Annotated in this window: 14 protein-coding genes; 9 read left to right on the plus strand and 5 right to left on the minus strand. The window is 70.4% G+C overall.

Annotated elements, in window-relative coordinates:
* The first annotated feature begins 383 nt into the window (after nt 1-383).
* The 6 genes from LY12_RS03065 to LY12_RS03090 are packed head-to-tail and all read left to right on the plus strand — an operon-like array spanning nt 384 to nt 6172.
* Nucleotides 384-1685, plus strand: a complete 1302-nt coding sequence (locus LY12_RS03065; RefSeq protein WP_253853129.1) for an NAD(P)H-dependent oxidoreductase — start codon at nt 384-386, stop codon at nt 1683-1685.
* A complete protein-coding gene (locus tag LY12_RS03070) occupies nt 1682-2710 on the plus strand; it encodes a thiamine pyrophosphate-dependent dehydrogenase E1 component subunit alpha (protein ID WP_253853130.1) in 1029 nt (342 codons plus the stop codon). The genes LY12_RS03065 and LY12_RS03070 overlap by 4 nt, the downstream gene beginning before the upstream one ends.
* Nucleotides 2707-3795 (plus strand): alpha-ketoacid dehydrogenase subunit beta, encoded by a 1089-nt coding sequence (locus tag LY12_RS03075; protein ID WP_301301756.1) that lies wholly within the window; start codon nt 2707-2709, stop codon nt 3793-3795. Before LY12_RS03070 ends, LY12_RS03075 begins: the two co-directional genes overlap by 4 nt.
* Nucleotides 3789-5012 carry a dihydrolipoamide acetyltransferase family protein gene (locus tag LY12_RS03080; protein WP_253853131.1) on the plus strand — a complete coding sequence of 408 codons (1224 nt, stop codon included), beginning with the start codon at nt 3789-3791 and terminating at the stop codon, nt 5010-5012. Before LY12_RS03075 ends, LY12_RS03080 begins: the two co-directional genes overlap by 7 nt.
* A 12-nt stretch (nt 5013-5024) precedes the next feature.
* A complete protein-coding gene (locus LY12_RS03085; RefSeq protein WP_253853132.1) occupies nt 5025-5792 on the plus strand; it encodes an IspD/TarI family cytidylyltransferase in 768 nt (255 codons plus the stop codon).
* Nucleotides 5793-5812: 20 nt separating this feature from the next.
* Entirely contained in the window at nt 5813-6172 is a 360-nt protein-coding gene (locus tag LY12_RS03090; RefSeq protein WP_253853133.1) for a hypothetical protein, read from the plus strand.
* 28 nt (nt 6173-6200) lie between these two features.
* On the opposite strand, the gene LY12_RS03095 is transcribed toward LY12_RS03090, so the two are convergent.
* A complete protein-coding gene (locus LY12_RS03095; protein ID WP_253853134.1) occupies nt 6201-7199 on the minus strand; it encodes an aldo/keto reductase family protein in 999 nt (332 codons plus the stop codon).
* Nucleotides 7200-7331: 132 nt separating this feature from the next.
* Nucleotides 7332-8003: a DUF3043 domain-containing protein gene (locus LY12_RS03100; protein WP_253853135.1), complete on the minus strand. Its 672-nt coding sequence runs from the start codon at nt 8001-8003 to the stop codon at nt 7332-7334.
* Between the two features lie 196 nt (nt 8004-8199).
* Here LY12_RS03100 and LY12_RS03105 point away from each other — a divergent pair, with 196 nt between their 5' ends.
* Entirely contained in the window at nt 8200-8571 is a 372-nt protein-coding gene (locus LY12_RS03105; protein WP_253853136.1) for a HesB/IscA family protein, read from the plus strand.
* A gap of 171 nt (nt 8572-8742) precedes the next feature.
* On the opposite strand, the gene LY12_RS03110 is transcribed toward LY12_RS03105, so the two are convergent.
* From LY12_RS03110 to asnB, 3 genes are all read right to left on the minus strand, one after another.
* On the minus strand, nt 8743-8991 hold the full coding sequence (locus tag LY12_RS03110; RefSeq protein WP_253855023.1) for a hypothetical protein: 249 nt from the start codon (nt 8989-8991) through the stop codon (nt 8743-8745).
* 168 nt (nt 8992-9159) lie between these two features.
* The gene (locus LY12_RS03115; RefSeq protein ID WP_253853137.1) at nt 9160-9462 is read right to left on the minus strand and encodes a hypothetical protein; all 303 of its coding nucleotides are present in this window, start codon (nt 9460-9462) and stop codon (nt 9160-9162) included.
* Nucleotides 9463-9936: 474 nt separating this feature from the next.
* Nucleotides 9937-11865, minus strand: coding sequence for an asparagine synthase (glutamine-hydrolyzing) (gene asnB, locus LY12_RS03120; RefSeq protein ID WP_253853138.1), 1929 nt, complete (start codon nt 11863-11865; stop codon nt 9937-9939).
* Between the two features lie 260 nt (nt 11866-12125).
* Here asnB and ctaC point away from each other — a divergent pair, with 260 nt between their 5' ends.
* Nucleotides 12126-13091: an aa3-type cytochrome oxidase subunit II gene (gene ctaC / locus LY12_RS03125; protein ID WP_253853139.1), complete on the plus strand. Its 966-nt coding sequence runs from the start codon at nt 12126-12128 to the stop codon at nt 13089-13091.
* A gap of 131 nt (nt 13092-13222) precedes the next feature.
* Nucleotides 13223-13642 carry a cytochrome c oxidase subunit 4 gene (locus LY12_RS03130; RefSeq protein ID WP_253853140.1) on the plus strand — a complete coding sequence of 140 codons (420 nt, stop codon included), beginning with the start codon at nt 13223-13225 and terminating at the stop codon, nt 13640-13642.
* The last annotated feature ends 101 nt before the right edge of the window (nt 13643-13743 follow it).

Here is a 13743-nt window from a genome sequence, read left to right on the forward strand (position 1 = left end):
CGGCTGAGCAGGCGGACACGACACATGCGGGCGGCCGCGTCTCCCGGAGCGAACGGGAGACGCGCCGCCCGCATGTGTGCGGATGGCCCTCGCGGTACGGGACCTGGCACGGGCTGCTGGGCGGCGATGAGGGGCCGGCGTCACCGCGGGCGGCCGGGCGGTGCATCGCGCTGCAGCGGGGCCGGCCCGTGTACCCATGTGCACCCATAACGCGCGCACATATGTGCACATGTCTGAAGCTTGTGTGCTGCAGATCTCCCGTGCTACCAAGGAAGAACCAAGGTGCACATCATACTCACATATGTGCAAATGCGGCCGTGTAATGCGGAGATGTGCACGTTCACCCGCATCAGGCGCGACGAGGCGGACCGGAGGAAACGCGGATGAGGTATGTCGATCGGCTGCGAGAGCGGGAACGGGAACTGGGCCGTCCGGTCCGGGTCGGGCTCGTCGGTGCGGGGCAGATGGGGCTCGGTTTCGTGGTGCAGGCGAGCCGGATCGACGGGATGGAGGTCGCGGCGATCGCCGACATCACCCCCGATCGTGGCCGCCGCGCGTTCGCCGAGGCGGGCCGCGGCGACGCCGTGCTGAGCGGCGACCGCGCCGAGCTGGCACGGATGATCGAGGCCGGAACGCCGGTCGTCACCTCGGACGCGACCGCGCTGCCCGGCCTGCCGCTGGACGTGCTCGTGGACGCCAGCGGCGTGCCCGAGGTCGGGGCGCAGGTGGCGTTCCACGGCCTGCTGGCAGGCCAGGACATCGCGATGCTGAACGTCGAATGCGACGTGACCATCGGCTACCTGCTGAAGACCGTCGCCGAGCGGACCGGCCGCGTGTACACGGTGTGCCGCGGCGACGAGCCCGTCGAGTGCAAGGCCCTCGCCGACTACGTGCGGGACATCGGCTTCGACGTCGTCTGCGCGGGCAAGGGCAAGAACAACCCGCTCCGGCCGTCGGCCACCCCCGCGTCGTTGACCGAGGAGGCCGAGGCCAAGGGCATGAACCCGCACATGCTCGCCAGCTTCGTCGACGGCTCGAAGACGATGATCGAGATGGCTGCGCTGGCCAACGGTGTGGATCTGGCCGTGCCCTCGCGGGGCATGACCGGTCCGCACTGCACGGTCGAGGCGCTGGCGGAGACGTTCCGGCCGGAGTCCGACGGCGGTGTGCTGCCGGGCGAGGGCATGGTGGACTACTGCACCGGACCGGTCGCGCCCGGTGTGTTCGTCATCGGCCGCAGCGACCACCCCGCGGTCATGTCCGAGATGGCCTACCTGGGCATGGGCAAGGGCCCGTACTACGCGTTCTACCGTCCGTACCACCTGGCGAGCGTCGAGGCGCCGTTGTCGGTCGCCAAGGCCGTGGCCGACCGTACGCCGAGTCTCGCCCCCGTCGCCTGGAACGCCGAGGTGCTCGCGGTCGCCAAGCGTGACCTCGCCGCGGGCGAGGCGATCGACGGCATCGGCGGGGAGACCGTGTACGGCATCACCGACCGGGCCACGGCGGTACGCGACGACGGGCACCTCCCGCTCGGCCTCGTCGCGGGCGGCCGGGTGCTCCGCGACGTTCCCGAGGGCACGGTGCTGACAGCCGAGGACGTCGCCGTGGACGAGAGCACGACGATCGCCACCCTGCGGCGGTTGCAGGACCGGCTGCTCGCGGGCGAGGAGGTGACGGTCCGGTGACGCTCACCGCCGACCCCGGCCTGGCGAAGCACGCGCTCACCACGATGTGGACGATCCGCCGCTTCGAGGAGGCGGTCGACGACATGTTCGCGCGAGGGCTCATGCACGGCACGATGCACCTGTCGATCGGCCAGGAGGCCGTGCCGACGGGCGCCTGCATGGCACTGTCCGAAGGCGACTACATCACGTCGACCCACCGCGGTCACGGCCACTGCATCGCCAAGGGCGCGAAGCTGGACGCGATGATGGCCGAGCTGCTGGCCAAGGAGACCGGCTACTGCCGGGGCCGCGGCGGATCGATGCACATCGCCGACGTCGCCACCGGCAACCTCGGGGCCAACGGCATCGTCGCAGGCGGGGTGCCGATCGCCGCCGGCGCGGGGCTGGCCGTGCGCATGCGCGGCGGGTCGCAGGTCGTCGTCAGCTTCTTCGGCGACGGTGCGGTCAACGAGGGTGCCTGGCACGAAGGGGTCAACCTCGCCGCGATCTGGGACCTGCCGGTGGTGTTCGTGTGCGAGAACAACCGCTACGGGATGTCGATGTCGGTGGACAGGGCGTTCAACGTCGACACACTCGCCGAACGTGCGCGCGGGTACGGCATTCCCGGGGTGACGGTGGACGGCAACGATCCGCAGGCCGTGCACGACGTCGTCACCGACGCCGTGCAGCGTGCCCGGTCGGGAGGCGGGCCGTCGTTCGTGGAAGCGCTGACCTACCGCTGGAAGGGCCACTCCAAGAGCGACAAGAACCTCTACCGCACCCGTGAGGAGATCGAGAGCTGGCGCGAACGTGACCCGATCGCGGCGTTCGAGTCGGCCGTCACCGGTGCTGCCGCGGCGACGGCACCGTCCGTGCCACCCGCACTGTCCGAATCGGACGTCGAGGAGTGCCGCATCCTCGCGCGCGACCGCGTGCGGGAGGCGATCCGCACCGCGAGCGCCGCGCCGGACGCCGACGCCGCCACGTTGACCGACGCCGTGTACGCCCCGGCGGGGGCGCCGATCGCCGGAGGAACCCGAGGATGACGACGACCAGCGACGTGGGCACCGGCGCGGTGACGGCCGCCGGAACAGAACCGGTCACCGGCGGCGCTGCGGCCGGTGGAACGGCTCCGGCAGTGGCCGAACCGCGCACCCTCACCTACTCCGAGGCCGTGCGCGAGGCGATGGCACAGGCCATGACGGCGGACGAGAGCGTGTTCCTGTTCGGCGAGGACGTGGGCACCTACGGCGGTGCGTTCGGCGTCAGCGGTGACCTGGTGCACCGGTTCGGCACCGAGCGGGTGCGCGACACCCCGATCAGCGAACTCGGCATCGTCGGCGCCGCGGTCGGTGCCGGGCTCGCGGGCATGCGCCCGATCGTGGAGATCCAGTTCTCCGACTTCACGGCGCAGGCGATGGACCAGATCGCCAACCAGGCCGCGAAGATCCACTTCATGCTCGGCGGTGCGGCGACCGTGCCGATGGTGTTGCGCGCGCCCGGCGGTTCGGGAACCGGCGCGGCCGCGCAGCATTCGCAGAGCCTGGAGGCGTGGTTCGCCCACGTGCCGGGGCTGAAGGTGGTCATGCCGAGCACGGCTGCCGATGCGAAGGGCCTGCTGCTCAGCGCGATCGATGATCCGAACCCGGTGATCGTGCTGGAACACAAACTGCTCTACAAGCAGAGCGGGCCGGTGCCGGAGGACCCCGTGCGGGTGCCGCTCGGCGAGACGGCCGTCCGGCGCACCGGTGCGGACGTGACGATCGTGGCCACCGGCGTGATGGTGCCGCGTGCGCTGGAGGCCGCCGAACGGCTCGCCACCGACGGGGTGTCGGCCGCCGTGCTGGACCCGCGCACGCTCCGGCCGCTCGACGATCAGACCATTGTGGACAGCGTGGCGGCGACGGGACGGGCCCTGCTGGTGCAGGAGGCGCCGAGAACCGGCGGGTTCATGTCCGAGATCGCGGCGAGGATCGTCGAATCGCCCGCGTTCGGCCGGTTGCAGGCGCCGGTGTCCCGGCTGTGCGGTCTCGACGTGCCGATCCCGTACGCGCCGCAGCTCGAACAGGCCGCCGTGCCACAGGTCGACGACATCGTGGCGAAGGCGGGGGAGTTGGTGCGGCGATGGTGAACAACCAGGTCCCGCTGGTGATGCCGAAGATGTCGATGACCATGACCGAGGGCGTGTTCGTCGCGTGGCACAAGGCCGAGGGCGACGAGGTGCGCCAGGGCGAGGTCGTCTGTGAGGTCACCACGGACAAAGTCGACATGGAGGTCGAGGCGACGGTCGACGGTGTCCTCGCCCGCCTCGTCGCCGCGCCCGAGGACGTCATCGCCGTCGGCGACCCCATCGCCTATGTCGACTCCGAGGCAGAGGACCTCCTGGACGGGCTGTTCGACGGTCCGGCCCCCGAACCGGAGACCGCGACGTCCCCGGAACCGGAGACCGCCGCGGAACCCGCGCCGGCACCGGAATCGGCACCGGAACCGGCGGGTGTACCGGTGTCGGCGAACGGCGCCGCCGCAGGGGACCCGGCCCGGCCGCCCGCCGCGGTGCCCGCAGCGCGCCGGTTGGCGGCCGAACGGGGAGTGGACCTCGCGGCGCTGACCGCGACCGGCCCGTGGGACACGATCCGCGTGGCCGACCTTCCGGCGGAGGAACCGAACCGCGGCGGATTGCGGCCGGAACCGGCTGCGCCTCCGGCGAGTGCCCCGACCCGGCGGCGGGACGGGCGCGCCGCGGTCGCCCGCCGCATGACGGCGAGCGCCGGCGTGCCGCAGTTCGTGCTGTACCGCGACGTCGACCTCGACGAGGCGCAGCTCCGGCGAGGCGGGGTGAGCTGGACGGTCGTGTTCACCCGCGTGCTCGCCGCGGCGCTGCGCAGGCATCCGGAACTGAACGCCACCTGGACCGACGGCGGGGTGCAACCCTGCGACCGGCTGTCGGTCGCGGTCGCCGTCGACACCGAACGGGGGCTGCTCGCACCCGTGCTGACCGACCCGGACTCCGGCGACCTGCCGGCCCTGGCCCGGCGCATCGACGACGTCGTCACGCGAGCCAGGACCGGCAGGCTGGAACTGCCGGAGCTGTCGGCGACCGCGTCGAGCACGATGTCGAACCTCGGCGGCAGCGGCGTCGGCGGTTTCCAGGCCTTGCTGACGCCACCGCAGGCCACCGCACTCGCCGTCGGCACGGTCGAGCCGCGGGTCGTGCCGGTGCCGGGCGGGATCGGCACCCGGCTGCGGTGCACCCTCGGGCTCAGCGTCGACCACCGGGTCGCCGACGGCGTCGCAGGCGCGCGGCTGCTGGCCACGATCGGCGAGCTGCTCGGCGGCGAACTCGGATGAACCCGGTCTCGTATGATCTCCGCCGTGGCGGAACGGAGAACCCGGCGAGGCTCGGCGGGCCGGAGCCGCCGGGTTCCGCCCGCGGCCGGCGTCGTGCTGGCCAGCGGGGCCGGGACGCGGGTCGGCGCGGAGATGAACAAGGTGTACCTGCCGCTGGCCGGGCGCAGGCTGGTGTCGTGGTCGCTCGACGCGTTCGGGCGGGTGCCGGAGATCGGCGCCCTCGTGCTCGTCGCGCGTCCGCAGGACAAGGACCTGGTGGACTGGGTGCTGGACCGCGAGGTCGACGCCTCCGTGGAGGTCGTCTACGGCGGCGAGACGCGGCAGGAGTCGGAACTGCGGGCGCTGCGATGGCTGTCGAGCCGTATCGACGAGGGTTCGGTCGACACGGTGCTGATCCACGACGCCGCCCGGCCGCTGGTGAGTCCGGCGCTGATCGCGGGAGTGCTCCACGAGGCCCGCGAGCACGGCGGTGCGATCCCGGCCTTGCCGGCGGGTGACCTGGTGGCCGTGGACGAGGCGGGCGAGCTCACCGGACAGGAACCGGCGTCGATCGTGCGTGCCCAGACACCGCAGGGCTTTCGCGCCGGGCCCCTTCTCGAGGTCTACGAACGTGCCGCACGGGACGACTTCGTGGGCACCGACACGGCCTCGGTGATGGAACGGTTCTCCGGGCTTCCGGTGCGGTGGGTGCGCGGGGAGCAGCAGAACTTCAAGATCACCTACCCGCACGATCTGGTGGTCGCCGAGCAGGTGCTGGCCGCGGCGGATTACCGGACGTGACGTCGACGAGGACGGAAGCGATGGGCGCGAAGGGAACGATCGAACACGCCACGCTCGCCTGCCACCGGTGCGGCCGCGAGACGCGACACGAACTCGCCTACGCCGGGCGGCTGCTGGTGGTCACCACCTGCCTGACGTGCGGCACCTCCATCGAACGGGACGTCCGCCGCCGGTACCTGCAGGACCTGCGGCACCGGATGCTCAGCAAACCCGGCCGCATGGCCCGCAGACTGCGCAGGCACCCGGTGGGGTTCACCGGGTCGCTGCCGCGCACGGCCGCGCGCAAGCCGTGGCGGCTGGCGGACGAGGTGCGGCTCGTGTGGTCGGCCGCGGCGGACGCCCGCCGCCGTCACTCCGACGACGGCGGGCGCGACCGCTGAGCGATCGCCGCTCAGCGCCGTCCGGACGTCAGAGCGATTCGGGGCTCTTCGTCTCCCGCGGGTCGGTGACCACGACGTCGCCGAGTGCCTCGTCGATGGCCGTCATCAGGTCGTCGTCCAGCGTCACGCCGACGGCCTTGACGTTCTCCTGCACCTGCTCGGGCCGGGAGGCGCCGATGATCGCCGAGGCGACGTTGCGGTTCTGCAGCACCCACGCCACGGCCAGCTGTGCCAGCGACAGGCCGGCCTGCTGTGCCAGCGGGGTGAGCTTCTCGACCCGCTCGAGCACCTCGTCGCGCAGGAACTTCTGGACCGTGTTGGCGCCGCCCTTCTCGTCGGTCGCGCGTGAGCCTGCGGGGAGCGGCCGGCCCGGCTTGTACTTGCCGGTGAGTACGCCCTGCGCGATCGGCGACCACACGATCTGGCTCATGCCCTCGCGCTCGGACGCGGGCACGACCTGGTCCTCGATGACGCGCCACAGCATGTTGTACTGCGGCTGGTTCGACACGAACGGGATCTTCAGTTCGCGGGCCAGTTCGGCACCGCGGGTGATCTGCTCGCCGGTCCACTCCGAGACGCCGACGTAGAGCACCTTGCCCTGCCGGACCAGGTCGGCGAAGGCCTGCATCGTCTCTTCGAGTGGCGTCGTGTGGTCGAATCGGTGCGCCTGGTACAGGTCCACGTAGTCGGTGCCGAGGCGCTTCAGCGAGGCGTGCGCCGACTCCATGACGTGCTTGCGGCCCAGGCCCTTGTCGTTCGGGCCCTTCGGGCCGGTCGGCCAGAAGACCTTGGTGAAGATCTCCAGGCTTTCACGGCGCTGCCCCTGCAGGCCGCGGCCGAGCACCGATTCGGCGGCGGTGTTCGCGTACACGTCGGCGGTGTCGAAGGTCGTGATGCCCGCGTCCAGGGCCGCCTTGATGCAGGCGTGCGCCTGGTCCTCCTCCACCTGGGAACCGTGGGTGAGCCAGTTGCCGTACGAGATCTCACTGACATTGAGGCCGCTGCGGCCGAGACGTCGAAACTCCATACCCGGATCCTAGGGGCTTAGTTCGCGTGGCTAACGACCCGGAGGTGTGATGCTCGAGACGTCTCGCGCTGGGGTGGTCCGACGACCTCGAAAGTCATCTCACGGCAGCGGGCCCGCGGCAGGCTCACGTCGTCACGGGATCGGGTCGCCCGCCTTGAGCCGCGGTTTCGGCACCCGCAGCCGCCGCAGCTGGCTCGCCCGCACGAACGCGTACCAGCCGAGGGAGGCACCGCGGATCGTCTCGTTCGGGAACCGCTCCCGCGCGGCCTTCGTCACCCGCCTGCCGTTGATGAAGCCCTCGACCAGCATGCCGAGCAGGAAGATCGTCGTGACCAGCGTGGCGTACTGCTGGATCGCCACGACCGGCACCAGCAGCGACAGGAACACCAGCACGGCCAGCGGCATGAACAGGCCCAGGATGTTGCGCCGCGAGTCGATCAGGTCGCGCACGTACTGCTTGACCGGACCGCGGTCCCGGGGGAGCAGGTAGCGCTCGTCGCCGGCCATCATCTTCTCCCGGCGCTCGCGGGCGGCGACGCGGCGCGCTTCCTTGTCCTCCTTGGTCACCGGGTTCTGCTTCTTCAGCTCCCGGTTCCGGCGGATCGCCTCGCGCGTGGTGGTGGGCGGCGGCGCGACCGGGCCGCGGCGCTTGCCCTCGGCCTCGACGCGCCTCGGCGTCGGCCTGCCCTTGCCCGGGGTGTAGCCCTTGGGCACGTCGGACTCGCCCGACCCGTCGACGTCGACCGTGGTCTCGGCGGCATCGGATTCGGACTTCTGGGCATTGCCCCGGCGCAGGAACCTCACGCTGCCAGGGTATTGCAGTGCTCACTGCCGTTGTTCAGGCGGTCGGCGGATGTGCCACCATGGCGGCCGGGGAACAAGACGGCCGTCCACCTTGTTGCCTCCGGTGGAATACTGGAGTGAGCATGGGGAATGTCCGCTCCGTGAGGCGACTGCCGTGCGGAGATCGAGCCCCGGGACAGCGACTTGAGGGAGTGCCATGACGACCGCTGAGCAGACCGGCAACAACGCCGCCGAGGAGGCCACCCACGGCGTCATCCTGACCGAGAGCGCCGCAGGCAAGGCCAAGGCGCTGCTCGACCAGGAGGGCCGCGACGACATGCACCTGCGTATCGCGGTGCAGCCGGGCGGCTGTGCGGGCCTGCGCTATCAGCTCTTCTTCGACGAGCGCGAACTCGACGGCGACCTGTACCGCGACTTCAACGGCCTGCGCGTCGCGGTGGACCGGATGAGCGCCCCGTACGTCGAAGGCGCCCAGATCGACTTCGTCGACACGATCGAGAAGCAGGGCTTCACTATCGACAACCCGAACGCGGGCGGTTCCTGCGCCTGCGGCGACTCGTTCCACTGAGTCCCGCCCCGCGGCGGCGGGGGCATGCGAACTGCGAAAACGGGCGTCGGTCTTCATGACCGGCGCCCGTTTTCGCTGTCGTCGGCCGGTCGAACGTCGCCGACCGGCCTCGGGGACGGGGAGTGGGGCCGCGATCGCCGTTGACCGCGGCTCCCGTGAGCGTGCCTGGTGTCAGACGTACGCGTCCAGTCCTGATACCTGAGCGTGACATGCCTCGTTCACATTCCACGGCCGAGCGGAGGGATGCGGCCGCTGCCCGGGTACGTGTGGACGCGGAATGTCCCGGCAGTCGGCGATGAGGTCGTTCAGGGACTCCGGCTCGGGTGCGCCCGGCGCGGTACGGAAGGCGGGGACGCGGTCGGCGGACGTGCCGTCGGCAGCGGTGTCGTGGGCGCTGGAGGTGTCGTGGGCGCTGTTCATCGCGACCGAACGTAAGCAGCGACGGGACCGGGCGACAGGCTTACCGGCCGGTAGTCGCGCTGTACCGTCCGGTAGTCGCTCGGCAGGGTTAACGTGCTCGTGAATCGAGCTCGGGCAGCGACGCGTGGCGGGGGCGGAGCCCGCCGTCCGGTGCGGCTTCGGGTCGGGTCAGAACAGCGACGCCTGGCTTCGCGCGAAGAACGCGTTGTCCACCGCGATGATGCCGCCCAGGATCAGCGTGCCGAACGGTTCTGCGAGCGGATAGGGCCGGCTCAGGTTGTAGGCGTCCTCCCTGGAGAACATCGGCGGCTTGCGTTCGCACTCGACGACCTTCTGCCCGCCCGCGTCGGACAGGTTGTCGGACAGGTTGAGGACGTTGTTCCGGATGCCGCCCATCTTCAGCTCGCCGATCCGCGCTCCCGACGCATACAGTCCCATCGTGATCCGGCCGACGAGCGTCTCGGACTCCACGTGCCCCAGCGGTGTCCCGTCCGGCAGGGTGACGTCGAAGCGGGGCCTGGTCGCCGACTGTGCACGGAGGGCCCGTGCGATGTGGAAGTACGGCGCGCCGGAGGCGTCGATCAGCTCGTAGTGCTGGGACAGCCCCGCCCCGCCGCCGTCGTCGCTGTGGGGTGCGGGCCTGTTTCGAGGCGTCCGGATCCACCTGGACGATCGCGCCGAGCAGCGTGCCCGCCTGGTCGGTCACCGCGTAACTCGCGTTGACGAGCATGCCGACGAAGAACCGCTTGTCCTGCACGATGTGCAGGGCAGGGGCGGTGTACACCGGACCGGCGCCGAGCGGCGCGGCGGCGCCGGGCTGCGCAGCGCGGCCGGGAGGCGGCGCGGCGCCGGCGTTCCACCAGCGGAACCCGCCGCCAGGCCGGGCTCCACGGCGAGACGTCACCGGAGAGCCCGGGCCGGAAGGGCCGGCCCGGGGTGCCCGACTTAGAGGTACACCGGGTATTGCGGTTCCGGGACGTCGACCTTGATGCGGTTCTCGACGAAGATGCCGTGCCAGATCATGAACACCAGCAGTGCCCAGAGCCGGCGGCTGTGGTCGAGTGTGCCGGCGCGGTGCTCGTCGAGCAGCGCTCGGACGGCGGCCTTGTCCAGCAGGTGACCGGTCTGCGAGTCGGCGATGATGCCGCGCGCCCAGTCGTACATGTCGTTGCGGAGCCAGTGGCGGATCGGCACGGGGAACCCGAGCTTGCGGCGGTTCAGCACGTGCGAGGGGACGATGCCGTCGAGTGCCCTGCGGAGGGCGAACTTCGTCGTCTCCTTGGTGATCTTCTGGTCGAGCGGGATGGCCGACGAGACGCGGAACACCTCGGAGTCGAGGAACGGCACCCGCAGTTCGAGCGAGTTGGCCATCGTCACCTTGTCCGCCTTGACGAGGATGTCGCCGCGCAGCCAGGTGAACAGGTCGATGTGCTGCATCCGGGACACCGGGTCCCAGCCGCGGGACAGGTCGTACCAGGGCCGTGTGACGTCCTGGTGTCCGACGCCCTCGGCGTACTGGGGCAGGACCTCGCGCAGCTGGTCGTCACGGAACAGGCGCGCGTTGCCGTAGTAGCGCTCCTCGAGGGGCAGCGATCCGCGCCGCAACAGGTCCTTGCCGCGTGTGCCTTCGGGGATGGCCTTCGACACCTTCCCGGCGAGCCGCCGCAACGCACCGGGCATCTTCTCGAACGGCGCCAGCGACAGCGGTTCGCGGTAGATCGTGTACCCGCCGAACAGCTCGTCGGAGCCCTCGCCGGACAGGACGACCTTCACGTGCTTGCGCGCCTCGCGGGCGATGAACCACAGCGGCACGAGGGCCGGGTCGGCGACCGGGTCGTCGAGGTACCAGACGATCAGCGGCAGCGTCTCCATCATCTCCTGGGCGGAGACGGTGCGGACGACGTGCTTGACGCCGATCGCGGCCGCGGACTCGGCCGCGACGTCGACCTCGGAGTAGCCCTCGCGCTCGAACCCGGTGGTGAAGGTGATCAGGTTCGGGTTGTGCTCCTTGGCCAGCGCCGCGATCGCGGTCGAGTCGATGCCCCCCGACAGGAACGAGCCGACGGTCACGTCCGCGCGCATGTGCTTGGCCACCGAGTCGCGCATCACCTCGGCGATCTCCTCGTGCAGCGCCGCGGTCTGGGCGGGCCCGGAGACCGGCTTGGTGCGGAACTCGGGGGAGAAGTACCGGTCGGTGCGCAGTTCCCCACCGGGCGAGACGGTGAACGACGTGCCGGACTCGATGCGCCGCACGTTCCGGTGCAGCGACTCGGGCTCGGGCACGTACTGGAGGACCAGGTAGTGCTGCAGCGCCACCGGGTCGAGCTCGTCGGCCAGCCCGAGCGTGCCGGTGAGCGCGAGCAGGCTCTTCTTCTCGCTGGCGAAGGCCACGCCGTTCGGGCCGGTCGAGACGAACAGCGGCTTGATGCCGAACGGATCGCGCGCCCCGAAGACCACCTTCGCCTCGGAGTCCCAGATCAGGAACGCGAACATGCCGCGCAGCCGGCCCACGGCTGCGGGGCCGAGGTGGTGGTACGCCGCGACGATCGCCTCGGTGTCGCCCTCTGTGTCGAAGGTCGCACCGTGCTGCTGCGCGAGTTCGGCACGCAGCTCGAGATAGTTGTAGATCTCACCGTTGAAGTTGATGGTGTAGCGCGTCGGATTCTCCGGCGGCCCCCAGGTCAACGGCTGGTGCGAGTGGTCGACGTCGATGATCGCGAGCCGGTTGAAACCGAACACGATCTCGCCGTCGGCCCAGGTGTCGGTCTCGTCCGGGCCGCGATGCCGTTGGCAGCGCAGCGCCTCGCCCACGGCGGGACGTGCTGTCGCCGCGTCGTTCTCACTGGGACACACCAGTCCAAGCAGGCCGCACACGCCTCTTCACACACCTTTTTGCTCGTCGCGGGCTCGCCGAATCGGCTCGTCACGTGGCCCGCGGGCGGTCGTGCCGGGGCCGATGGCGCACCGGCCGTGACCCGGCCGTGAACCGATGCGGCGCTGGAGTCGCCAGTATGCCCGCAGTGTGTCCGCGGTAACGGCGGCGGGGGCACGGATACCCCTTGGGCGCCGATCCGGTTCACCTCGGCTAAAGTCCCCCTACGTCACGTAGTGATCGGGCGAGGAGGCATCGCGCAGTGGGCGTTCCAGAACGCACCCGGAACACACGCCGGGGCAAGGTCGCCAAGGTGACCATGCTCGCCGGGCTTGTCGCCGTCCTGGCGACGGGATGTTCCGGCGAGGAGGTCCTGCGGTTCGGGTGGCCGGAAGGCGTCACCCCCGAGGCCGACAGCATGCGGACCTTCTGGACCTGGTCCGTCGTCGCCGCGCTGCTCGTCGGCGTCATCGTCTGGGGCCTGATGTTCTGGTCGATGATCTTCCACCGGAAGAAGCCGTCCCCCGCCGACACGAGCGGGCAGGACGCCCTCCCGCGGCAGTTCCAGTACAACGTGCCGCTCGAGCTGTTCTGCGTCGTCGTGCCCGTGATCATGGTGTGTGTGCTGTTCTTCTTCACCGCCACCACCGAGAGTCAGGTGCTGGCGGAGGAGGACGAGCCCGACGTCACGGTCGATGTCACGGCCTTCCAGTGGAACTGGGAGTTCGGCTACCCGGACGAGGCCAAGACCGAGAACGGCCAGACGATCTCCACCGTCGGCAGCTCGTCGGAGATTCCGCTGCTGGTGCTGCCGACCGACCGGACGATCCAGTACAACCTGCGTTCGACCGACGTCATCCACTCGTTCTGGGTGCCGGAGTTCAACTTCAAGCGGGACGTCATGCCGTTCCCGAAGAAGAACAACCAGGACAACACGTTCCAGAACACGATCGACAGCCAAGGCGCGTTCGTCGGCCGCTGCGCCGAGCTGTGCGGCACGTACCACGCGATGATGAACTTCGAGGTGCGCGCGCTGTCGCCGGAGCTGTACGACCGGTACATCGAGCTGCGGGCGCAGACCAACACGCGGACCGGCGAGCCCAACACGGCCGCGGACGCGCTGAAGGCGCTGCAGGACGAGGGCTGCGACGAGGAGCTGTGCAGCCCGACCGCCACCACGACCACACCGTTCGCCACCGACCGCACGCTGCGGACGGCCTCCGGCTGATCGTCCCGCCCACGGCGGGCGGGACGCGGCCCGGTCCGCGCGCGGCACGCGACCGGCTGGCATCGAAGTATCGGATCCATCCTCAGTACGCTGATCACGAACGCTGAGCTACCAGTAAGGACACAGGGCACATGAAGAACGAAGCCAGGCTGTTCGACATCGTCATGGTCTTCGCGTTCTTCGTGGCGGTCGTCTACGGGGTGATGACGGGCGTCATGACCGAGGACGGGGTCGAGCCGATCGGCACCGTCGCGCTGATTCTGACCGGCGGCCTCACGCTCCTGGTCGGCAGCTACATCCGGTTCGTCGGCCGCCGCATCCCGGACCGGCCCGAGGACAACGAGGAGGCCGAGGTCAGCGACGGCGCGGGCGAACTGGGTTTCTTCAGCGCCGGTAGCTACTGGCCGGTCGGCCTCGCCGCCTGCGCGGCGCTGGCGGGAATCTCGCTCGCGTTCATGCAGATCTGGCTGCTGGTCTTCGCGATCATCGGTCTGCTGATCACGATCGGCGGGCTGGTGTTCGAGTACCACTCCGGGCCCAGCCACCACTGAGGCCCCGGCCGACGTCCCGGTCATCGATCCGGGGCCGGAGGCCCTTGCTCCGTCATCGTGAAGGCCCTGCCTTCCCGGCATCACCGGGGAGGCAGGGCCTT

The organism is Prauserella alba (assembly GCF_024171735.1).
Lineage (GTDB): Bacteria > Actinomycetota > Actinomycetes > Mycobacteriales > Pseudonocardiaceae > Prauserella > Prauserella alba.